Consider the following 23,975-nt stretch of genomic DNA (forward strand, 5'->3'; position numbering starts at 1 on the left):
TGTACGTAGTGGAAAAACGAGGCTACACAGCTTAAAAAATAGTAGGTTTATTGCTAAAATCCCAAATTTATCCAGAAATCAACAACTTTCATTGCAAGGGTTTTGAGCCTCTATAATCCTATAACTTGCACTTTTTCAAGCAAAAAAAGCTTAAACCCCTTATCTGGCAAGCTTTCTACTTTTATTCAGCAAGCCCTATTTAGCACTCATGGGAAACTATAGCAATCCTAAATGATTTGCTTGCATTATACGCGAGCAAGATGCTCACACTGCAAGGATTCTGACCTTGATCGATTTTGCGACTGATTTAGGACTGGTATAGAATGAGATTGATTTTTTCATTCGTGTTGCTTATCAAATTGGTAAGACTTTAAATTGTCAAAAAAAAATGGATAGAATATCTAAACCAGGTGAAACCTCAGCAATCACGCTGGATGAACAGCGCAAGTTCTTAGTTAAAGTCTTACAGGCAACTATAAAGAGCAGTGACGATCCAACAATAGTGTATTCGCTGCTGCAATTAAACTTAGACAAACTGGATGATAATTTTGCTCAGGTTTTGGATAACTGGGCAAGCACTAAGTTGCACGAAATAAATTCAGAAGTAGCGCAAGAACTTGCGTCAGTTATTTGGAAATTCAGTAATCTGATGGTTCAGTTCCAGTGTGGTTTACCAACTAGAATTTTGGAAATTGCCACTACTGGCTTCAAGGTGGTTGCTTCCGTTTTTACTCGTGAGGCATTCCCAGAAGAATGGGAGGAAGTTCAAAACAATCTTTGTGGAGTGTTTTTGCTACAGGTACTCCAGGCAACTGAAGATAGTCATACTGACCCCGAAGTAGTGTATCCACTCTTGGAAGCAAATCTTGACAAACTGGATAATAATTTTGCACAACTGATGCGCCGTTGGGCTACAGCCAATCTTTCGGAAGCAGAGCCAGAAAAAGCCCAATGGATAGCGAAGATTATAAACGAGTTCAGCCTGTTAATAGCTCAATTTCCACTGGGTAGCAAAGCTGATAATTTGGAGATTGCTATTACAGGTAACGAGATTGCTGCCACTGTTTTTAGTAAAGAGACATTACCGGAATATTGGGCTATGGTTCAGAGCAATCTGGGCAATGCCTATAGCGAACGGATTCGGGGAGATCAGGAAGAGAATCAAGAGCGGGCAATTGTGGCTTATGAAGCTGCCTTGCAAATATACACCCCTGAAACATTTCCCAAACTATGGGCGATGACCCAAAACAATTTAGGTGTTACATACAGAGAGCGAATTAGAGGAAATCGAGCCGCCAATTTGGAACGTACAATTGCATATCATGAAGCTGCCTTGCAAATATATATCCCTGAAACATTCCCAGAAGAGTGGGCGATGAATCAGAACAATTTGGGTAATGCTTACAGCGAAAATACTGGAGAGGACTGGGAGCAGTATCAGGAACAAGCGATTAAAGCATATAAAGCCGCCTTACAGGTTTACACCTTTGAAGTATTTCCAGAACAATGGGCTTGGACTCAAATGCTACTGGGCGCTACCTACAGTGAGTATTCTGAGAAAGGATGGACGCAAAACCCTTACCAAGAGATTAGTGGACGAGTTAAGGAAGCATGGATAGAGAACCAGAAGCAGGCAATTAAAGCTTACAGAGCTGCTTTAAAGGTCTATACAACAGACGAGTTTCCCGAACGATGGGCGATGGTCCAAGGCAATTTAGGAATGACTTACGTTAATTTAGGGCCGATTGCCAAAGCAATGGTGTGTTTCCGCAAAGCCCTGAAAATTCGTACCGCTACTGCATTTCCTTTAGAGTGCCTTACAACTGGACGTCAACTCGGCTTTTTAGCTTTAGCTGCCAATCAGTGGAAACAAGCTATTGAGATATATCGCCTCGCTATTGAAGCCGTCGAGCAAAGCCGTCTATGGGCGAGAACTGAGGTCAGACGCCAGAGCATTTTATCAGAAGGAATTGATGTATACGATGGCATATTATATGCCTGCATCAAAGCTGGTCAGGTAGAAAAAGCAATTGAATACCTTGAGCGAATAAAAGCACGCAACCTAGCGGAACTTCTTGCTACCCGTAACCTATTCCCCAAGGGAAATATCCCAACAATCGTTCTGGATAACCTAAAGCGATTGCGCCAGGAAATTGTGACAGAACAACGTAACCTGGATGTTGTTGAACAGAATAGAACAACCAACTTAATTTCTGGAATTAGTAAATCGATGGCTAGTCCTTCATCTTGGCTGGCAGATCGTAACCGGCTGAATGAATTACTTAGACAACTAGATGAGTTGATTACTAATGAAATTGATCCTATAGACTATAAATTTAAGATTACTCAACAAGTTAAGCCGATCTCTTTTGAAGAAATTATAGGCAGAGATGAAAATTTATCTCTTATAGATGACCGCACTGCCATCCTTGAGTGGTATCTCACAAATCATGGTTTTCACACTTTTATCATTACCACAAAATTTGAGCGTCCTTACATCTGGTCATCCTCTCCTACTGAAGAAAGAGGTGGAGAAGAATTTGAAAAGGAGCAAATATGGTTTAAGCAATACTTGCATAACTACCAGGAAAATCGTCAGCAATGGATTGAAGAACTTTCAGAAAACCTCCGACGCCTTGCTCAAATTATACATATTGATGAAATCCTGAGTTATCTTCCAGCGAGTTGCGATCAACTAATTCTAATTCCCCATCGCTTTTTGCATCTAATACCCCTTCATGCTTTGCCTTTGTCTGAAGGGGGATGTCTTCTAGATCGCTTTCCTAGAGGCGTGCGCTATGCTCCTTCCTGTCAGCTATTGCAACTAACTCACAATCAAGAGAGACGAAATTTCAATCGCCTCTTGGCTATTCAAAATCCCACTAAAGACTTAGGCTATACAACTGTTGAGGTAGGAACTATCCAGCATTACTTCTCCCATACTGATGTTTTTATTGAAAATGCTGCCCAAAAAGCCACTCTTGTAGAAGTAAAGATTAAAGATAATGGAACGAGAGAGGTCATTCAAAACTCCCAACTCGGTTTAGCAAACTGCGCTCACTTTTCTTGTCATGCAGAGTTTAATTTTGAATCTCCTTTAGACTCAGCCCTGTTATTAGCAGATGGGGAACGTCTGACCCTTGGCGAAATTTTTGACCTCGACCTTTCTCAATGTCGTCTTGTTACCCTTTCTGCCTGCGAAACAGGTCTAACTAACTACAAAATCCTCAGCGATGAATACGTGGGGATTCCCAGTAGCTTTCTCTATGCAGGAAGTCCTAGCGTTGTCAGCAGTTTATGGACAGTTCAAGATGTATCAACAGCTTTTTTAATGATTAAGTTCTATCAAAATATGTCGTTGTATGAGACCGTAGCTATCGCCCTCAACCAGGCTCAAATTTGGCTGCGAAACCTGACCAAAAAAGAACTGCAAGAATGGATTTCAGAAAATAAAATCTCTCTAGATGCAACTCTCAACATACGTTTGCGCCACAGACTACATAAAATGTCAGATAAGGAGCAACCCTTTAAATCGCCCTTTCACTGGGCAGCTTTTTGTGCGATTGGACAGTAATTATGAATGAATAAGTGGCTGACACTATGAACAATATATCATCGTCAACTCCTGCTGACTCTGAAGCAGAAAAACTTTTTGAGCGAGGGACTCAGCACTTTCAGGCAAATCAATTTCAAGATGCCTTACACTGCTGGCAACAAGCTTTAACACTTTATCAAAGGCTTGGGAATCACCAGAGAGAATCCCAATGTCTGGGCAATCTGGGTAATACTTTCTACTTGCAGGGAAATTACGAGCAAGCTATTGAATACCACGAGCAAGATATGACTCTTGCGCGGGAGATAGGCGATCGCGAGGGAGAAGCCTATTCTCTAAACAATTTGGGTAGAGCTTACGAATCCCAATGGAAATACCAACAGGCTATTGAATATTACGAACAATCTCTACTAGCTGCACGAGAAATAGGCAATTGGCAAGTAGAAGCGACTGTACTGAATAATTTAGGCAACACTTACAATTTTCAAGGAAAATACCAAGAAGCTCTTGAAAGTCACAGACAGTTCCTAGGAATTGCACGGGAGGTAAATAAGTCCAGTTGGGAAATCACTGCCCTGAACAATTTAGGCACCGCTTATGATTCTTTGGGAAAGTACCTGCAGGCTATTGAAATGTATGGCGAGTCACTGGTCATTGCAAGAAATATAGACGATCGCCTTGGGGAAGCCAATTCTCTAAATAATCTGGGCAGTGCTTACTTTTCCGAGGGCAAGTATCAACAGACTATCGAAAAGTATGAAGAATCATTAGTGATTAAACGAGAAATAGACGATCGTTGTGGGGAAGCTAAAACCCTGGGCAATCTGGGTTTGGTTTACCACTGTGTGGGAAAATACCAGCAGGCGATTGATTATCACGAGCAGAATCTAACTATTTCACGAGCGGTCGGCGATCGCCTTGGGGAAGCCAGTGCTCTTGGAAATTTTGGCTTGACTTATCGTTCTTTAGGGCAGTATGGACGGGCAATTAGCAATTACGAACAGCAACTGCTTATCGTGCGAGAAATAGGCGATCGCCTTGGAGAAGTAACTTCTCTGGGAAATCTGGGCTTGACTTACTACGCCCAAAGCCAATACCAAGAAGCTATTAGTAAGTATGAGCAGTCGCTAGCCATTGCACGCCAGATAGGCTATCGTTCGGGGGAAGCTGCTTGTCTGGGCAATCTGGGCAACGTGTACTACTTCCACCATCAATACAAACAGGCTATTGAGAATCACGAAAATTCCCTAGCTATTGCTAGGGAGATAAGAGATCGCCGTGGAGAAGCTAGTTGTCTGGGTCATTTGGGCTTAACTTACTACGCTTTAGGGCAATACCAGCAAGCCATTCAGAATTACGAGCAGCAATTAGTCATCGCACGAGAAATCGGCGCTCGCTTTGAAGAGGGTGCATCTCTAAACAATCTAGGAGTGGCCTTTTGGGAATCTAGTCAATTAGCCAAAGCGGAGACCAGCCTATATAAGGCAATAGAAATCTGGGAATCTATACGGAAAGACTTGGGTAGAAATGATATCAATAAAGTGTCAATTTTTGATACGCAGACCGCTGCTTACCGCCTGCTGCAAAACGTTTTAGTTGCACAAAATCTACCATTAACTGCTCTGGAAATTGCCGAGCGGGGGCGCACCCGGGCTTTTGTAGAGTTATTAGACCAACGGCTATCCACAAGAACACAGCAAATCTCAACTACAGCGCCCACCCCATCGATTACTCAAATCCAAAAAATTGCTCAGGCAGAAAATGCAACTCTCGTTGAATATTCACTTGTTTTCGAGCAAGAACTCTATATTTGGGTTATCCGCCCCAGTGGTGAAATTATCTTTCGCTCAGTTAACTTAAAACCGCTGGAACAGTCACTAAATATATCCTCTACTATCCCATTTCGCTCAGTTTTGTTAAATCTAGTTCTGCAAGCCCGTCAATCCCTTGGTATCGAGGAAAGGCTGCGCGATGGTGCAACAGGTAATAGCTTTGACGCTATCTCATTAGCTACAAATATTTCTCCGCCTTTACGGCAACTGCATCAATACCTAATTGAGCCGATTGCTGACTTTCTTCCTACTGAACCCAATGATCCTGTAATCTTCATTCCCCAGGAAGCCTTATTTCTTGTTCCCTTCACAGCACTGCAAGATGCCACAGGTATTTATTTAATCGAACAACACGCGATTCTAACGGCTCCATCCATTCTGGTGTTGGAGTCGATCTGTCAGCAGAAAAAGGGACAAGCTGCTGACAATTTCGTCGATGCTCTTATAGTTGGCAATCCAATAATGCCAATCATCCCTCTCTCGCAACCACCTCAATGCTTAGAGCGTTTACCAGGAGCCGAAACAGAAGCGAAAGCGATCGCATCATTCTTCAATACTCAAGCGCTCACAGGTCATCAAGCAACTAAGGTAGAGATTGTGCGACAGATGCTCAAAGCACGATTGATTCATCTAGCCACTCATGGGTTATTAAGCGATATCAAACAGTTAGGTATACCAGGAGCGATCGCTCTTGCTCCCAGCGACGAAGATAATGGCTTTCTTACTGCTGGCGAAATCTACGAGATGAAACTAAACGCCGAACTGGTAGTGCTGAGCGCTTGCAGTACCGGGCAGGGTAAAATTACTGGAGATGGGGTAGTTGGGCTATCTCGTTGTTTGATCGCTGCTGGGGTCAAAAGTGTAATCGTCTCTCTCTGGTCAGTAGGCGATTTGTCCACCGCCTTGTTAATGGTGAAGTTCTACCAAATTTTTCAGCAGGGAGTAGCGGCTGCGATCGCCCTTAATGAAGCCCAGCGCTGGTTGCTGGGAATCAATAAGATAGAATTGGCAGCTTGGGTGCAAACAAATGAGACATTTTTCGATGCTACTCTGAAAATGAATCTACGTCGTAGGTTGCATCAGTTAGATGATAAAGCCAAACCATTTGAAAATCCTCGGCATTGGGCGGCATTTTGTGCGATCGGTAAGTAATTATGGATGAACAACGTCAAGAAGCCTATCTTGAGATAATCGATGCCCTGCTTGGCTGTCCTAGCGGAGAAGAACCGCAGGTCATAATGGCAGCCAACCCAGATTTCATTGACATTGGATTGGTGGAGGTTATGAAACAAGTAGCAGCGGTTTGCGTACAGCGAGGAGAGCAAAACACTGCTGATTTTTTAACTAATGTCGCTAGTCAGATTGCTGGGGCTTTGGAGTCGTTGGCAGCAGAATCTACTGATAAAAGTGGCGAGACATCACCTACAATACACTCCTTAGAATACAATGATTTCTTAACTGAAGCATTACGTTTAGTTCTTGAAAGCGACAGCAATCCACAAACTGTCTACCCTTTCCTTCATAACAATTTAGACAAACTCGATCGGGGATGTGTGAGAGAGTTACAGGAATGGGCGAAAGCAAATTTATCCAGAGCTGCGTCAGAATCCGCTGGGAAAATTGCCGCAGGAATTGCTAACTTAAGTAATATACTACAGGATTTTCCTGTGGGGAGTAGAGCTAGTAATTTAGAAATTGCCCTGACTGGCTGTGAAATCGCAGCAACCTTTTTCGATTGCCAAGTTTTCCCTACACAATGGGCTGGGATTCAAATTAATTTAGGCAATATCTACCATCTCCGAATTCATGGGAATCGCGGAAATAATTTGGAGCAAGCGATAACTTATTATCAAGCTGCTCTACAAATTTTTACTCTTGAAGCTTTCCCCCAAGAATGGGCACTAGCGCAAAATAACTTAGGTAACGTTTACCTGGATCGAATCCAGGGAGAACACGCTCAGAACTTGGAAGAAGCAATTCACTGCTACAATTTGGCATTACAAATCCGTACCCGCCAGACAGTCCCCTCAGACTGGGCACAGACTAAGGCTAATCTGAGCAATGCCTACCGTGAAAGAATTTATGGAGACCGAGCTAGTAATCTTGAACAGGCGATCGCTTTTTGTCAAGAGGCATTACAAATCTTGACCCAGAATGATTTTCCCCAAGAATGGGCTATTACCAAAACCAATTTGGGAACTGCCTACCAAGAGCGAATTAGAGGGAACCGAGCCGAAAATTTGGAGGTCGCGATTGCTGTTTACCAAGAAGCGTTGCAAATTCGTACTCGCGAAACGGTTCCTCAAGGTTGGGCTGAAGTACAAATGAATTTAGGAAATGCCTATCGTACTCGAATTTTTGGCAATCGCCGTGAAAACTTTGAAAGAGCAATTGCTGCTTTCCTAGAAGCTCTAAAAGTTTTTACCCGCGAGATATATCCACAACAATGGGCACTTACCCAAACTAATTTGGCTAGTGCTTATCAGGAAAGAGTTAAAGGGGACAAAGCTGAAAATTTAGAGATGTCCATTGCTGCTTATGAATCTGCTTTATTAGTTCTCACTCGCGAAGATTCTCCTCAAGATTGGGCAAGAATCCAAGTTAATCTTGGCTCTGCTCATTACAGTCGCATTCTAGGAGACCGTAGTCAAAACCTAGAACTGGCTATTTCTTTCTACCAAAAAGCACTTCAAGTCTATACTAAGGAGACTTTCCCTGAAAGTTGGGGACAAACCCAAAGTAATCTAGGTAATGCCTATGGGGATAGAATTAAAGGAGACCGAGAAGAGAATTTAGAGATAGCAATAGTTGCTTACGAGTCTGCCTTGCAAGTTTTTACTACCACAGAATCTCCTCTAGATTGGGCGTTGATTCAAACTAATTTGGGAGGGACGTACTACCAAAGAATTCGTGGTGATAGCGAAGAAAATCTAGAGGCGGCAATTATTGCTTGTAAATCGGCTTTGCAAGTTTTTACCTACGAAACATCTCCTGAAGATTGGGCTAGAGCGCAATCCAATCTGGCTGCTGCATACTATGACAGAATTCGCGGTAGTCGCGAGGAAAATTTGGAGGCAGCAATTGCTGCTTGTAAGTCAGCTCTACGGTTTTATACCCTTGATGTTTCTCCTCAAGATTACACCAGAATTTTATTTACCCTGGGTTTGCTCTACCAACAATTCGGGCAACTTCACGATGCCTACAGCACTTTTAACTCTGCCATTGAATGTGTGGAATACCAAAGCGGAAAAATCACCTCTGGGGAGCCAGTTAAGCAAAAATTAGCCTCGCAGTGGGCTAGGTATTACTGGAGTATGGTGGAAGTTTGCCTGGAATTGGCGATTGCAGACCCACAATACTACGCCAGGGCTATCGAGTATGTAGAGCGTAGCAAAGCGCGGAGTTTAGTGGAACTTCTCGCCAGCCTTGACCTCTATACCAAAGGTGATATTCCCGAAAACATCATCAACGAACTGAAACGATTGCGCCGAGGAATTTCAGCAAAACAGCGCCAACTGGATCTAGTAGTAGAACTTGAACGGTTAGACGAAACTAATCGCATCTATCGGCAGCAGTTACACCAAGAATTGCATTCATTGCAGCAAGAATTCAATCAATTGCTAAATCAGATTGAGGCAATAGACCCTGACTTCAGCGTTACCCATAAAATTGAATCTATCTCGTTTGAGGAAATTAGGCAATTACTAACTGATGACCAAACGGTTCTTATTGAGTGGTACATTACTGGTGAAGCCATCTTTACATTCATGGTTACTCAGCAAGCGGAGTATCCTCGTGTTTGGCAATCTTCCCTCGCAGAAAAAACAGCTTTGTTGGATTGGATAAAAGAATATATCTCAGACTACGCTCAAAACAAAAATCAGTGGCAGAGCCAATTATCAGAAAGCCTTCAGCATTTAGCTCAAATCCTTCATGTTGATGACATCCTCAGTAACTTACCCAATAGCTGCCAAGAATTGATTATCATTCCCCATCTTTTCCTCCACCTATTTCCCTTACACGCCCTTCCAATTGTTGATGACTCTTGTCTTTTAGACCGCTTTTCTAAAGGGGTAAGCTACGCGCCTAGTTGTCAGGTACTACAGGTGAGCCTAAAGCATAAACGTTCAAACTTTACCCATCTGTTTGCTATTCAGAATCCCACTGAAGACCTGAGTTATAGTGATATTGAAGTGCAAACTATTCGGAATTTTTTTTACCCCTATGATGATGTTCTCATTAAAAAAGCAGCTAAGAAAGAATTGATTGAAAATCGGCTGTTTGGCGCCGCCAATTGTATCCACTTTTCTTGTCATGGCTACTTCAACTCAGACATTTCTATGCTCTCAGCGCTCTTGCTGAATGATTCTCAAGTTCCTGCCGGTTCTAGCCATAATCCTCCATATTGTCTTTCTTTTCCGGATGGCAGTGCAATCGACTTGACTAAATGTCTGACTTTAGGAGAAATCTTTGCACTCGATCTCAGTCAATGTCGTCTCGTTACCCTATCAGCGTGCGAAACGGGTTTTATCGATTTTCGCATACTCAGCGATGAATATGTAGGTTTACCTAGCGGCTTTATAGTTGCAGGAAGTCCCAGTGTAGTCAGCAGTCTGTGGACAGTAAACGACTTATCCACTACATTTTTGATGATTCAGTTTTATCAAAACCTCCAAAAAGGTTTGGCTGTGGTTTTGGCGATTAATCAAGCTCAAATTTGGCTGCGGAACATTACAAAAGCTGAATTAAAAGCCTGGATCGCAGCTAATTCCCTTCCACTTGACCCCACAATGCGGCAGAATCTCAATAAAAGGCTGCACAAGTTGCAAGATGACCAAAAACCCTTTCAAGACCCGTTTCACTGGGCTGCATTTTGTGCGATCGGTCAATAATGAAACAATATCGATAGAAGCACAGACCCGATATTTCCAGTCCAAGCAGCCCAAATCATGAACGAAATTTCCCAGAATATGAGACTGCAAACTCCCAGTCTCACCCTCTATGCGTTCCACCTCCGCAACAGCATCAATCAGGGACTACAGCCAACCGTAGCAGCAGCACCCCGGTTGTGGGAACAGTTAGTCGATTTTGGAAATGCACTCAACATTCTGGAATTACAAACTTTACGACAACAATTGATATGTTATGAAGGCGAGCGCTATTTACCAGAATCTGAAGATACTTTGGGAGCAGAATACTTAACCTTATTACAAAATAACGAACCCAGTCTCGACTTCCAAGTCCCTCCTCAACCGGGCGGATTGGAACTTCAGGGATTGCTCTGCCCTTTTCGCTTGCACGATACTTATGCGATCGATCTGACCCTATGTTCTCAAGATACATTTACTCTATCACAATTAAAGTATCTCAATCCCCAAAACCTGATATTACAAAATATTCAGGCTTCTTTGGGAAAAACACTATTGCTATTCGGTCAACCTTTAGAAACACAAGAAGATAATTATCAAGTCTTAGCAGATGCTTGCGTTGCTCAATTATTTCCAGGTCAATATTCAAGCGAGTTAGTCGATACAGGTAGTTTGTTGGGCAATCCAATTTTTGAGTATGAAAGTGGATTAACTAACCTAGCCAATAAACTTCATATCCTAGTTTGGTTAAAATGCCACGATATGAGTTCAAACCACATGGATAGGGTAGCTGAAATCCTACTTCATCTACTGTGGTGTCGCCATAAAATTCTCTATGTCTATCAACAGTCTCGCCATTGTCTAGAACAAGCTAAAAAAATATATGGCAGCTACGAGAAGTATAGAAGCAATTTTAGTCAAATTTCTGAAGCAACAAATCGGCGATCGCCTCTAATAAACTTGCACGCTGAGTTACAACAAGTGGAGCTGGATTATACTAACTACCTAGATGATTTGACAGAACACGAAAAGACGATCGCCATCAACTACATCAATTACAAAACTTACTTGGAAAAGCTAGAGAAGCTCCCACACACTAAGCTGAGTTTTTGTCAAGAGTTTTTGCGTCATGTTGGCAATAAATTTCAACGGCAAATTCAAGTAGATCGGGACTCTCAGAGAATAGGGCGCGATCGCCTGCAACGTCTAAAAGCTACAGTCTGGGAAAGTATTACCACTGAACCCGTTGCTAGCGAACCTTGGTCTGGTCAGGGGTCTGGAGAGCAGGAGTGTAAATCGGCACTTGCTTTGCAAAAAGAATTACATTATTATGGGAATAATGCCTTAAAAAATAATATGTCTGGGATTCCTTCTGAAATCTACGATCGATTGTATGAAGCGTTGTTAGATTGCGACCAGTTTGACGACGCTGGAACATTGCGGAAATTCTTTAAGGGGAACGCTCCACTCAACCCTTGGCGAAACTATTGGCAACAAGGCAGCCCATCTAACCTGGTTCAAGAGGCGATCGGCTACCTATGTGATAAACATCGCGATGATACTAAGGAAAATGCGCTAGTTATCTTGGTACGTCTACTAGCAAATCGAATAGACTCAGCAGATAGTCGTCATCAAATATTAAATAAACTAGCACAGGAACTTAATAGTGTTCTTTCAGATTCTAATAACAACTCCAAAATTGTACCTTTTACAAAGAAACTTGATATTGCCCATTCTGAAAGTTCACCGACAGATCGCTTGGCACAAGAAGCTAATCCCCAAGGTGAGTCAATGGTTTATATTTCAGAATATGAAAAAATATTAACTTGTGCCGCTTCAGTTGCCCGGATAAGCGTGCCGAAAATTATTAATGGATGCATAGATAAAGTTCCTAAAGTTCCTACAGGTACAGCTTGGTTAGTAACTCCTGAATTAGCCTTTACCTGTTGGCATGTTATCGAGGCCAGAAGTTATAGAGAAGATTGTATTAGCGAGGTCGATATTCAAGCACAACTTGCCAATACCTTGCTATTTTTTGACAATATATTACCAGGTCAAGGAACTGAATATGGCGTAAAAAAGTTGGAACATTACAATCGAGATTTTGACTATGCTTTGCTGCGATTAAAGGATGAAAATTTCTCTTTAGAGTCAAGAGGCTTTTTGAAGTTAGAAACGAATCAAAATGCTCCGCTTACAGTTCAAACTCAACTATTTGTTATTCAACATCCAAAAGGTGAGCCTAAGCAGGGAAGTAGTGGATATTTTGTAAAGATTGCCCCAGATACTAACTGCATTCTCTATAATGCTCCTACTGATAAAGGAACTTCTGGAGCGCCCGTTCTAAAAACCAACAACTGGCAGGTAATAGCGCTGCATAATGGGGAAAAGAAAAATGAAGCTCTGCGGGAAGCTACTCTAATAAGTGATATATTATCCGATCTGAAGCAAAATCGTCTTCAATTGTACGAAGAAATCATGAAAGCACAAAAATCGCACAAGGAGTGAACTATGGCAACAGGTGCTAGTCAACTTTTTTATCCTAACCAACCTAACCCCCGATTAAACCTGGATTTGGACAACAGCTACTTTCTGGTTAAGCTGCACGATTCCCAGGCATTTTACAAAGCTGGTTTGCTAACTGAGCCTGAATTTGTCACTTTTAGTTCGTCAGTCGAAAGCTCCTTTCAGCCAAGTTCCTCGACCCAAAGCCTGCACAAAATCTACTCTGTGCAAAAAAATGAGCCTTGTCGCTTGGGTCTTGGTATCAATTTAACTGACTGGTTGCCTGCCCGCCCTACTGACTGGTTGCGTATCAACTTGAAATATACGGTATGGAAGGATAAACCCTTACAGAATTTAATGGCTCAACTCGAACAAACTGGTTTAGTCGCTCAAGTATCGTTACTTCGGCCAGATTGGGCCGTAGCTCTTAAAGTGAGCAAAATTGTTGGGCAATTGGTGAGTTACCTACTACGTGAAGGCTCCCAACAGGAGATTTTCTCCCCCACGATTGACCTCAACCTCCAAGATTTGAAGGCGGGCTATCATGTTTTAGTTGGCTCGCACAGCAATGAAATTTTGCCGACTTCACTGAAAATCGACGCAAACGGACACCTGACAGATGTTAGTGGGAGTTCGCTTTCGCGTATTTCTTATGCCGTTATTCAAGTCCTAGCATTAAAGCGGCGCGGACAGGAAATAGCTCGTGACGAACCCTGGTGGGAACTTTTGGAAGCTGTCAAAGAACAAATCCTGGATGCTGAACTTGCTAACGATCAAGAACGTCGCAAGCTTTCAATTGACTGGCGTTCTACGCTGACTCAGGTTCGGGTATTAGCTCGCAAGCAACGGGGGTTCTTATTACCAGAAATCAGAGAAATTATTGCTGCGGCTCAAGTTAAAGTAGATGACAAGTTAGCACCACAAAGAGCGAACGAAGCCTTTGGGATGGAAGAATTACCGCCTGAGTTGCAAGATTGTCTCGGTGTGCGGACTGAGCAAGAACTTAGCAAGTTGGTTCAAGATTATCAGGGTGCATTGGAGGTTTCTCAGCAATTGCTTGAGGAGTATAATCTTTCAGGAGATTGACTGTGGAAGGATTACCTTATGAACTGTGCGACCTATGCGAGGAGGTCTTTTTGATCTGCGACGAATTTGAGAGTTACGACAGCCTCCGTTCATTTTGTAGAGTGCGAGAAGAGTTTCATTTTTTGACTTTTAAACTCAAAGGCAAAGACGCTAGTCCCTCATCTTTATTTAACCTCAATTTACCGCTTTTACTTGAAAGTAAACATCAACGATATGGCTGGGTATTCCCTATTTTTGTGAAAGCTTTGGCATCCCGTTATAAAGATGACGATCGTCAAAGCAGACTGAATGACTTATATTCTAAGATACAGTCATGTAGCAATCAGCCTAAAGTACAGTATTCTCAAAGATATCGGCGTGACCAAATACTCTTTAACTCCATTCTAGAAATAGACTTTAAAGACCAGACAGAGGAGGTAAACAACGCTCTAAACTTACAAGAATCGCTCAAGAGAGCAGGCGCATTTCTAATTCATGGTGAGCAAGAGTTTGGACAAAAAACTTTAGTTCATAGACTCTCTCTATTATCGAAGTTGCGGAACGGTCGGCGCATCCCGATTCCAATGGTTGGTATGGGTGACGTTTCCGAGTTATGGAATGCAGTTGCTGCTGAATTAACGGGTTTCAACCCGGTTAGTTTCTTTTCGGCAGAGCAAGTTATGGCTTTAATTCTTGAATGTTTGCAAACTCAGCACTTAATTTTTATCTTTACTGAAGTTCACCGTACTTATATTGGGTTTCTGCCTGAATTAATCGAACAATTTTGGCAACCGATCGTAGATAGAGTTAATTTAAAGGAAACTTACTTGGTCATGTTTCTAGTGGATAATAAAGGCAAAGTCTGTCAATCTGGAATGCCTTTAGCTTGGAAAGTGTGTCAGCAGGAATACCCCAGAATTCCTCTGCGTTTGCCTCCAATAAGCAGATTTTCGGAGGAAAACATTCATGAATGGTTGGACAGACCAACAGTAGCAGAAATCGTACCAGAATGTTTATCAGTTAAGACATTGCTAAACGAGTCTCAAAATGGTGTTCCAGAACTTGTTTATCAAAAAATTTGTCATTACTGCGGTTGTAGTTGGGAAGGAGGTTGGCACAATGGTTAATTCAGATTCAGTGATTCCTCGCGTATATACGGGTACAAAGCAACCGTCTCCAGAAGAGCGGGAACTTGGAATAGAGCCTTACTACCCTTCAGAAGAGTTGATTGAAGCGGTCAACCTTACTATCTTTTTGCAGAAACGTCCTCTATTGCTGAAAGGCGAACCTGGATGCGGTAAAACTCGACTAGCAGAGGCAGTTGCTCGCGAGTTAGGCTTACCTTGTGAACGTTGGTATATCAAGTCTACAACTAGAGCAAAAGAAGGACTCTACAATTACGATGCAGTTGGTCGCCTTCACGATGCTCAACTAGCACGATTTGATGACGAACACCGGTCTAAAGTCAAAAATATTAGCGAGTACATTAAATTAGGTCCTTTGGGTCGTGCTTTTCAAAACGATCGACGCACTGTGCTACTAATTGATGAAATTGATAAAGCCGATATTGACTTTCCCAACGATTTACTACAGGAGTTAGATGAAGGACGGTTTATCATCCAGGAAACAGGAGAGGAAATTAAGGCTAAGCAGCCGCCTATTATCTTTATCACCAGTAACGACGAAAAAGATTTACCGGATGCCTTTTTACGCCGTTGCTTGTTCCATTATATTGAATTTCCTTCTGAATCACAATTGGTTAAGATTCTTCAGGCTCACTTTCCCGATCCATCATCAGAGGTCATCGAAAAAGCAGTTTCCCGCTTTAAAATACTCCGAGGACATATGGAAAGAGACTATAGTGGAACAGGTAAAAAGGTGAGTACCAGTGAGTTAATTGATTGGTTTACTATCCTGCGACAATATCCTGAAGACCAAGCCTTAGCTAAACTCAATGGAGAACTGCCTTTTGCTGGCGCTTTGCTGAAGTCTTGGAAAGATTATCGGAACTACTTACGCACGCCAGGGGAGGAGAAAACATGAATCCGGCTGAAGTGCATTTACTGAATGTTTTGCTGAGTCTTTTTAAGGAGTTGCGAAAGTGGGGTTTTCCTCTAGGTGTGGAAGAGTATATGTTGGCGGTGCGATCGCTCCAAGCTGGTTTTGGTATCGGCGATCGCAACTCTCTGGAACGACTTTGCTGTACGCTGTGGACAAAATCTAAAACAGAAGCTTGTTTGTTAAAACGACTGCTCGATGAAGTCATAAAGCAACCTGTGGAAATCCCTCAATCCACCCTGACTGAATCGCCACAAACTGTTCCAGAAACATCAGAACAGTCCTCCTCTCAAACTCCATTACAAAAACTAGAAGAATCTATATCTCAACCCACTTCATCTACTGAAATTCCCCTAGACATAGACGAACCAGAACAGGTAATTCAAGCGATTCGGCAAAATTGGGATAACAGCTTAGAAATGAGCTATTACCGCCAAAATTCCGTCGATGAATACTTGCCTGTTACTCCCCGACAGATAAAGCAAAATTGGCGTTTTCTCCGCCGTCGAGTGCGGGAAGGTTCGCTAGCAGAATTGGATGTGGAAGGTACGGTAGAAAAAATTTGTCAGCAAGGGGTTTTACTGGGACCCGTGATGATGCCAAGCTACAAAAATCGAGCGGAACTCGTGTTACTCGTTGATCAAGGCGGTTCGATGGTGCCTTTTCATCATTTGTCCCGTCAATTAATAGATAAAGCACAGCAGGGTGGAAATCTTACAAAAATCGGCGTTTACTACTTTTATAACTATCCTGAAAAATATCTATATACTGACCCCAATCGGCTCAAATATCAGCTAGTGACAGACGTTTTAGGAGCGATCGATAGCAGGACAGGGGTATTGATAGTCAGCGATGCAGGAGCGGCACGGGGAAATTTGAATGAACTACGAGAGGAGTATACGGTAAAATTTTTAAAACAGCTCGAACAGTCAGTCCGTTATTATGCCTGGTTGAATCCCATGCCGAACGATAGCTGGCAGGATACTACTGCTGGCAAAATTGCCCGTTCCGTACCAATGTTTGAAATGAGCCGTGAGGGATTGAATGCGGCTATTAATACTTTGCGAGGGCGCTATGTTTATTGGGAGCGTCCTTATCAGGGGATGGTGCAATCATGACGAGCGAAGCGAATACAACAGATTATGAAATTGCTGTCGAGCGAGTTGTAGGGTTTCTGCAACAATTCGATCGCGCACATTTCGACTTAGCTTGTCATGCCGCATTTCCACTGGTAATCACGCCAGACTTACTTTACCAAATATGGCTGCGCTTCGTACCAAAAGCACCTTGGACAGCAGTTGCTCGTGTACTTTTATCTCGTTTATGTCGCGAGGTAGGTTATGAGCTTTACGAGATGGATATTGCTGTCCGCAATTTGCTGTTAACAGAACTCAAGGATAATGAGGATTTTAATCAAGATAAGCCCAGATTAGAGGAATTGGCAGATTTTTTGACAAGCTATGTAAAACAACAGTTTGCTGGGGACAATCCTCATACAAAAAATTTAGCACAGGGACAGTATTGGACAGCTCTTGCTTATACTAAACCAGAGCAACTTAGCCGCGAACTATTAGAAGCCATTAACTTTAGGTTGCAAGAAAAAAACTGGAAAGAGCTATTTCGCTTGTCCTCATTAATAGAAACTTTTGCCGAACCTTTGCAAAAATTTTCTCCGTTATTGATTACTTACGTTCGTGGAATAGAAAGGTTAACTTGTGGCGATAAAATCAGTGCCGAAGAACTATTTAGAAGGTTGCCAGGTCAAAAGCGATACATCGAAATTAATGGAGTCAATGTACCGCTTCTCAATCGAGTTTATCTTTCTAAATTCGGACAAGGTAATTCGAGTCTTACAGTCTATGCGTTCCATCTCCGCAACAGCATCAATCAGGGACTACAGCCAACCGTACCAGCAGCACCCCGGTTGTGGGAACAGTTAGTCGATTTGGGGAATGCACTCAACATTCTGGAACTACAAACTCTACGACAAAAACTGATATGTTATGAAGGCGATCGCTATTTCCCAGAAGCCGAAGATTTTTGGGGAGCCGAATACTTAACCTTATTACAAAATAACGAACCCAGCCTACACTTCCAAGTCCCTCCTCAACCAGGCGGATTGGAACTTCAGGGTTTGCTCTGTCCTTTTCGCTTGCACGATACTTATGCGATCGATCTAACTCTATTTTCTCAAGATGCTTTGACTCTACCACAATTAAATTATCTCAATCCCCAAAACGCGATATTACAAAATATTCATGCTTCCTTGGGACAAACACTTTTGCTGTTTTGTCAACCTTTAGAAATACAAGAAGATAACTATCAGGCTTTGGCAGATGCTTGCGTCGCCCAATTATTTCCAGGTGAAAATTCAATCGATTTAGTCGATACAGGAAGCTTGTTGGGCAATCCAATTTTTGAGTATGAAAGTGGAATAGCTAATCCAGACAATAAACTTCATATTCTAGTTTGGTTTAAATGCCAAGATATGAATGCAAACAACATGGATAGAGTAGCTGAAATCCTACTTCATCTGCTGTGGTTTCGCCATAAAATTCTCTATGTTTATCAACAGTCGCGCTGGTGTGTAAAACAAGCTCAAAAAATATCTGGCAACTACGATGAGTATCAAAGCAATTTTCATCAAATTTCTGCAACACCCAATCGGCGATCGAATCTAATAAACTTGCACGCTAAGTTACAACAGTTGGAGCTAGATTATACGAATTACCTCGATGATTTGGAAGAACACGAAAAGACGATCGCTATGAACGAAACCAATTACAAAACCTACTTGGAAAAGCTAGAGAATTTCTCATTCACTAAATTGAGCTTTTGTCAAGAGTTTTTGCGGTTCGGCAAAAAATTGCAACGGCAAATTCAAGTCGATCGGGAGTCTCTGGGGACAGGGGGCGATCGCCTGCAAAGTCTAAAAGCTACAGTCGGGGAAAGTATTGCTACTGAACCTATTGCTAGCGAACCTCCGTCTGAAATCTATCCCCAACTGCCTAAAATCTATCCCCGACTGCGACAAGCTTTGTCAGATTGCGCTCAATTTCAGAGTCACGACAGACTATTCAATTTCTTTGATGCCAATGAGCCACTTAAACCGTGGCGCGATGATTTACCGGAAGTTATTAATAATCGAGCAGAGCGAGCGGAAAGAGTAATTGGCTTTCTAGTCGATCAAAAACGCAGCGATTCTCAAGAGAATGTATTACTAATACTGCTACGTTTATTAAAAGACCAGATAGACCCGATTAAGCCTCTTTATCAAACTTTATCCGGTCTATTACAAGAACTGAATCCCCTACTTTCAGGTTCTCAGAAAAACTCGATATTGTACCTTAATAGGAGTGAAAAAATGGCACAGTCCCCTTACGAAGAAACTATCCTAGATTTTATCTATGTCGCCCAAAAGCAACCCGAATTATTCACAGCAGAAGACCGCGCCGATTTTGCCCAATTGGTGGCAACACTCCCTGATGATTTGGAAGAAATTTCCAATGCGATCGCCCTTTGGTGCGACACCCGTCCTCACATCCTAGATGCCATTTTTGACCTACCTGTTGAAGAATTAGACAGTCTTCGAGCAGCAGGTGGTCGCAATACTCCCCTGACGGGTAAAGAGGCTAAGGATGCGATCGAAAATACAGTTCGAGAGAGTATCCCTCCCCCACAACCAAAATCTTCTCCCCAGAAACCAGGATAGTGGTAAACTACCCACACTGACCCGAAGCGGCTACAGTGTGGGCTTTTAGTAGCCCTGAACTGTCAGTGCTGATATTGCAACACAAACTGTTCGAGTCTCCAGGCTGGTTTACGACAGCCCCAATAGCAGCAATAATTTTTGCTCCATTCAAATCAGCGTCACCACGACCTCCGCAATTCCCGCATTTGAAACACTTATCAGAGCGCAGTCCAACAAGTGGTTCTCCCGGAGTTAGCGTAACATCAAACCTATCCAGGGGAATAGAAAGTCTTTTCCTTACTGCTTTGATATAGGCTTCTTTGCGAGTCCAGTAGGTCAAAAAAACTTTCAGTTGTTGATGTTCGGGGAGCGATCGCAATGCGGCGTTTTCAAAAGGCAAAAAAAACTTTCGGCTATCTGCTGGTAGGGAAAATCTTTACGAATGCGTTCAATATCAATTAAGCAGGTACAACTCGGCACAAATCTAGTAAATAAATGGTAGTTGTAGTTGATAAATGACTACTTTTTGTTACTATATTTGGGTTAAATAAGTAGTTAAATTAATTCCATATCACATTAAATATTAATTTTCATTAAATATGAATTTTGCAGGTATAAAATTATTAAAAGTTTGGCGCTACATCTATCTTAGATTGGTACCATCCTAGCGAGGGATCTGCATCAACGCACTTGTTACATAAATCGATCGATGATCGACTGATTTCCAGCAACGCGCGATCGCCATCAACAATTCAGGAATCTCCTCAGCAGAAATCTCAGAAAGCACATTCTCCCAGCCTGCTGTCTCTATTGGCTCCCCAGCTACAAGCGAACAAAAATACCTGCGCGACCCAGGCGCAATCTTCTGTATCGCCAAGAGCAGGTTGTCGAGCATCTCGTCCGTTATGCCCTTTTTGCCCCATCGAAACTGCGACACGAGACTCTCGCTGACTCCAGCAACTTGAGCTAAAGCTTTGCCACTGATGTTATAGCGTTTCAAAGTATCGTTGAAGGCTTCGTAGATCAGCATTAAGATTTGTTACTTTAATTTACTCTAGGTGAATCTAGATTTACTCTGGGTGAATAGTTGAGGTAAAAAAGGAGGTTTGTTAATGAGAGATAACCTGCGCCAGCAGCAAAATAAAGCTTTTTGGCTGGGGAGGTAAGAGTAAGTGCTACTTAACTCTAGCAAAATTAGGAGATTTGACAATACAAATTGCCGAATTTTTAGCAAAAACTTCTCGGTAACCCTCGCAGGGACTTGGAAGATGTCAAAACAGGCATCGCCCAATTCCTCTCATATCGCTTGGAGGTGCACCGATGAGCGACATTAATCAGGCTCCCCAGACGATCGCCCAGACAATCGACTGGCTCCACAATTGCTTGGGCCGACCAGCCCTGCCGGAATGTCCCAAGGAATGCGAAAGGGACTGCGACGTTCCCGGAGGCAAAGCGCCTGCTTGGATAAACCAGAAAGGAAAAGCAGTCAAAGTCAGTTGGAAACCCTATCAAAACCAATTGCCAACTCAGGCAAACTTAGCGAAGTGGTTCGCCCGCACTACTGGCATCGGCACTCTCGGCGGCGGACCTAATGCACAGGGTCACTACATCGCCTTTGTCGATCTAGATCGCAAAGAAAAAGTTTTCTCCTCGCCACAAGCTTTTGAGGCGCGCCTTGAACAGTGGTTCAACGACTACCCCCTCCTGAATGTCGCCCCTCGATTTCGCACCCCTTCCGGCGGATACCGAGTCATCCTCGCCTTCACAGAAGAACCAGATTGGACAGCCTTCAGCCTAGATAGAGACAGATCCCGAATGGGCGAACTGCTTGCCCGAAACGGCGGTCACACCCTGCTGCCCCCTACTGTCGGCGCGAACGGCATCCCATACCGCTGGGAATATTTTGTTGCATATCCGCCTACAGTTGCCAAACCCGAAGATGTTGGTATTTACCCGACACGGCAACAGCACCCGCCTGTTCCTGCCAACCCGCGCCCTGCAACCACTTACAGCCCCGGCGCAATTCGCCTAGAAGACCTCATCTCCCCCCGCACCCTTGAAATTCTGACAGGTGGTGCCAAAACAGGCGATCGCTCCGACGCCCTGACCGCTCTCGCCTCCGAATGCTACGGCTGGGAAGAGTTCTGCCACCGCTACAGTATCTCCTACTCCGGCACCACTGAAATCTTAGCCGAGTACGCCTGGGGGCAAATGGAAGACAGCAGCCAAGATCCCTACAAATGGCAGCGCATACTCAAAACCATTAGCCCCTCCGCTTGCCAAACCGCCGCCGAATATCACAGCGGAGACTCTGAAAATTGCTGGAAAAAGATTTACCGGCTGGATCGAGAAACCTTCCAGGCTTCATGCCCCCCTCATATTAAAGACAGGATTTTAGGAGAATGGGGTATCGACAAGCGCCCTAAGGCATCACCGACCGCGAGCCAGCAGCAGCTCAATTCTCAAAAGTTACAAGCAGATGCGCCAGAGAGCATCCCGCCAAACAACGGTGAGGTTACAGATAATTTTTACCCGCCGGATTCTGACAGCAAACAGAAAGAAAACCTGCTCCTCAAATATATCGATCGGCTCCTGGAACGGGGCAACATTCCCCTGTCAGAACGAAGATCCGAGTGTGCCCAAATCGCTCAAGCTTTGGAACTCGACCCCAAATACGTCGAACAAATCGTTTTAACCCGGCTGCAAGAATGGCAGTTCGCAGAAGTCGAAAGCGAAAAAACCGTTATTGAAGATTTAGTTAGCAAGCGCAAGCAGAGTCTCGACTTGCACCAAATTTTACCGCCTGAAATTGCCTGCATCCTGGCACAAATCGCTGCTGCAATGCCCACCAGCGCCGAACACCTGATGACAGTAGGTTGGTCAACCTTCGGCTGCGCGATCGGCACGGCCGCTGAAATTGTTGCTTGGCCTGGATTCAGACAAAAGTCCTGCGTGCTGTGGACGATCAGCACCGCCCGGTCGGGGAAGCTCAAAAGTCAAACTCAAGAAGTTATGGTCAACCCCATCCGGCTCTTGCAGCAGGACGCCAACAGCGAATACTGCATTGCCCTCAAAAGCTACAAAGAAGCACAAAAAGCCTCCCAGCAAAATCGAGACCCCATTGGGCCGCCAGAAGAACTCCCGCCCCCACCCGTTCCCCGCGAGTATTGGGTCGAACACATCACCGTAGAAGCCCTAATCCGCACCATCAACGAAAATCCGCGCGGCTTCCTCGTCCATCGTGATGAAATCGACGGCTTCTTCAAAGCCCTCAACAAATATCGGGCTGGCAAGGGGGATGACGAAGCCTTTTACCTCACCCTCAACAACGGCGGCGGTCCCAAAGTCATCCTCATTGACCGCGATCGCCGAGTCGAGGTGGAGAGGTCGTGCGTCCCCATCACCGGCACCATCCAGCGCAAGACGCTCGACGAAGAGATGACGCCCCGCAAAATTTCCAGCGGCTGGATGGCCCGGTGGGTAATCTGCTTGGCCCAGATGCCCAAACGGCGGCGGACGCGACTGCCCTACCCCGACATTGACGCCTTTCTCAAAGACATCTACCACAAACTTTCCGTCCTCAAAATGCACTATCGTCCCGTTCAAAATGAGGAAACAGGCGAAGTGCTCAAAGATGAAACGAACCGCACTGTTTACCAGGGTTTTCCGATCACTTACCACCTCAGCGACTCGGCTGCCGACTACTACGAACAGCACTTTTTCAACCCGATGGTCGAGCGCGAAGAAGCTGAACTGAATGAAGGCTTCCAGCTAGCCATGTCCAAGTGGAGTGGGTACTGCCTGCGGATTGCCCTCATCCTGCATTGCTTGCACGAAATCTGCAAGTTGAAAAACCTGGACGGCACCCTCAAAACTTACTTGCAGTTGAAAGAAGAGTGGAAGCTCTCAGGCAGGGAACATTCCGACAAGCCTTTTGAGATTGAAATCCCTACCTTGATTGGGGCCGACATCATTCAAAAGGCGATCGCCACCAGCTACTTCTACATCAACCAGGCTGAAGTGCTTTACAAAGGGCAGCAGCAAGATGAGGACGATACAGTCCCGGTCATCCAGAAACTGATTCAGAAATCAGAAGAGTTGCGGGACACGGTTGCTGAAGGTTGGATCAGCACCCGCGAAGCATACCGCAACTGTCGCGAACTCGTTGCAGGAGCTAAACTCCGCCAGATGTCGAACACCGACTTTACGGCTGCGGTCTTCAACCAAATGGTTTCGATGAACCTCGGTGAAACAAAAAAGGTCGGCAAGTCTTTCAAGTGGCGGATTCTAAGATAATTGTTGCTCGGCCACGTTTTGGCGGTTATCTCATTTCATAAAAACCCTGCTACAAACACGAGCGTTGGGTTGATTCGCAAGTCAAAGCCAACAAAAAAGTTGCTACT

Annotated in this window: 12 protein-coding genes; 10 read left to right on the top strand and 2 right to left on the bottom strand. The window is 43.8% G+C overall.

Features of this window, described 5'->3' with window-relative positions; translation table 11 throughout:
• Positions 1-388 precede the first annotated feature (388 nt).
• The 9 genes from AAFP14_RS08315 to AAFP14_RS08355 are packed head-to-tail and all read left to right on the top strand — an operon-like array spanning position 389 to position 19,593.
• On the top strand, positions 389-3,574 hold the full coding sequence (locus AAFP14_RS08315) for a CHAT domain-containing protein (RefSeq protein WP_341731817.1): 3,186 nt from the start codon (positions 389-391) through the stop codon (positions 3,572-3,574).
• Positions 3,575-3,600: 26 nt separating this feature from the next.
• Positions 3,601-6,537: a CHAT domain-containing tetratricopeptide repeat protein gene (locus tag AAFP14_RS08320; protein WP_341731818.1), complete on the top strand. Its 2,937-nt coding sequence runs from the start codon at positions 3,601-3,603 to the stop codon at positions 6,535-6,537.
• 2 nt (positions 6,538-6,539) lie between these two features.
• Complete coding sequence (locus AAFP14_RS08325; RefSeq protein WP_341731819.1) at positions 6,540-10,277, top strand: CHAT domain-containing protein; 3,738 nt, start codon at positions 6,540-6,542, stop codon at positions 10,275-10,277.
• Between the two features lie 57 nt (positions 10,278-10,334).
• Positions 10,335-12,761 (top strand): trypsin-like serine peptidase, encoded by a 2,427-nt coding sequence (locus AAFP14_RS08330; protein ID WP_341731820.1) that lies wholly within the window; start codon positions 10,335-10,337, stop codon positions 12,759-12,761.
• Positions 12,762-12,764: 3 nt separating this feature from the next.
• On the top strand, positions 12,765-13,844 hold the full coding sequence (locus tag AAFP14_RS08335; protein WP_341731821.1) for a hypothetical protein: 1,080 nt from the start codon (positions 12,765-12,767) through the stop codon (positions 13,842-13,844).
• Between the two features lie 2 nt (positions 13,845-13,846).
• Complete coding sequence (locus AAFP14_RS08340; RefSeq protein WP_341731822.1) at positions 13,847-14,950, top strand: hypothetical protein; 1,104 nt, start codon at positions 13,847-13,849, stop codon at positions 14,948-14,950.
• Entirely contained in the window at positions 14,943-15,866 is a 924-nt protein-coding gene (locus AAFP14_RS08345) for an AAA family ATPase (protein ID WP_341731823.1), read from the top strand. The genes AAFP14_RS08340 and AAFP14_RS08345 overlap by 8 nt, the downstream gene beginning before the upstream one ends.
• Positions 15,863-16,999 (top strand): hypothetical protein, encoded by a 1,137-nt coding sequence (locus AAFP14_RS08350; RefSeq protein WP_341731824.1) that lies wholly within the window; start codon positions 15,863-15,865, stop codon positions 16,997-16,999. The genes AAFP14_RS08345 and AAFP14_RS08350 overlap by 4 nt, the downstream gene beginning before the upstream one ends.
• Entirely contained in the window at positions 16,996-19,593 is a 2,598-nt protein-coding gene (locus AAFP14_RS08355; protein ID WP_341731825.1) for a hypothetical protein, read from the top strand. The genes AAFP14_RS08350 and AAFP14_RS08355 overlap by 4 nt, the downstream gene beginning before the upstream one ends.
• Positions 19,594-19,600: 7 nt before the next feature.
• Here the strand turns inward: AAFP14_RS08355 and AAFP14_RS08360 are convergent, their stop codons facing one another.
• Together AAFP14_RS08360 and AAFP14_RS08365 are read right to left on the bottom strand one after the other, a co-directional pair.
• Positions 19,601-19,972, bottom strand: a complete 372-nt coding sequence (locus AAFP14_RS08360; RefSeq protein WP_341731826.1) for a 4'-phosphopantetheinyl transferase superfamily protein — start codon at positions 19,970-19,972, stop codon at positions 19,601-19,603.
• A 264-nt stretch (positions 19,973-20,236) separates the two neighbouring features.
• On the bottom strand, positions 20,237-20,602 hold the full coding sequence (locus AAFP14_RS08365) for a helix-turn-helix domain-containing protein (RefSeq protein WP_341731827.1): 366 nt from the start codon (positions 20,600-20,602) through the stop codon (positions 20,237-20,239).
• A 290-nt stretch (positions 20,603-20,892) separates the two neighbouring features.
• On the opposite strand from AAFP14_RS08365, the gene AAFP14_RS08370 reads away from it, so the two are divergent.
• Positions 20,893-23,868, top strand: a complete 2,976-nt coding sequence (locus tag AAFP14_RS08370) for a DUF3987 domain-containing protein (protein WP_341731828.1) — start codon at positions 20,893-20,895, stop codon at positions 23,866-23,868.
• Positions 23,869-23,975 lie beyond the last annotated feature (107 nt).

Source organism: Microcoleus sp. EPA2, assembly GCA_020882975.1.
In the GTDB taxonomy this organism is placed as follows: domain Bacteria; phylum Cyanobacteriota; class Cyanobacteriia; order Cyanobacteriales; family Microcoleaceae; genus Microcoleus.

Coding starts and splice junctions, on each gene's coding strand:
- AAFP14_RS08315 (WP_341731817.1), top strand. CDS start 389: ATGGATAGAATATCTAAACCAGGTGAAACCTCAGCAATCACGCTGGAT.
- AAFP14_RS08320 (WP_341731818.1), top strand. CDS start 3,601: ATGAACAATATATCATCGTCAACTCCTGCTGACTCTGAAGCAGAAAAA.
- AAFP14_RS08325 (WP_341731819.1), top strand. CDS start 6,540: ATGGATGAACAACGTCAAGAAGCCTATCTTGAGATAATCGATGCCCTG.
- AAFP14_RS08330 (WP_341731820.1), top strand. CDS start 10,335: ATGAACGAAATTTCCCAGAATATGAGACTGCAAACTCCCAGTCTCACC.
- AAFP14_RS08335 (WP_341731821.1), top strand. CDS start 12,765: ATGGCAACAGGTGCTAGTCAACTTTTTTATCCTAACCAACCTAACCCC.
- AAFP14_RS08345 (WP_341731823.1), top strand. CDS start 14,943: ATGGTTAATTCAGATTCAGTGATTCCTCGCGTATATACGGGTACAAAG.
- AAFP14_RS08350 (WP_341731824.1), top strand. CDS start 15,863: ATGAATCCGGCTGAAGTGCATTTACTGAATGTTTTGCTGAGTCTTTTT.
- AAFP14_RS08355 (WP_341731825.1), top strand. CDS start 16,996: ATGACGAGCGAAGCGAATACAACAGATTATGAAATTGCTGTCGAGCGA.
- AAFP14_RS08365 (WP_341731827.1), bottom strand. CDS start 20,602: ATGCTGATCTACGAAGCCTTCAACGATACTTTGAAACGCTATAACATC.
- AAFP14_RS08370 (WP_341731828.1), top strand. CDS start 20,893: ATGAGCGACATTAATCAGGCTCCCCAGACGATCGCCCAGACAATCGAC.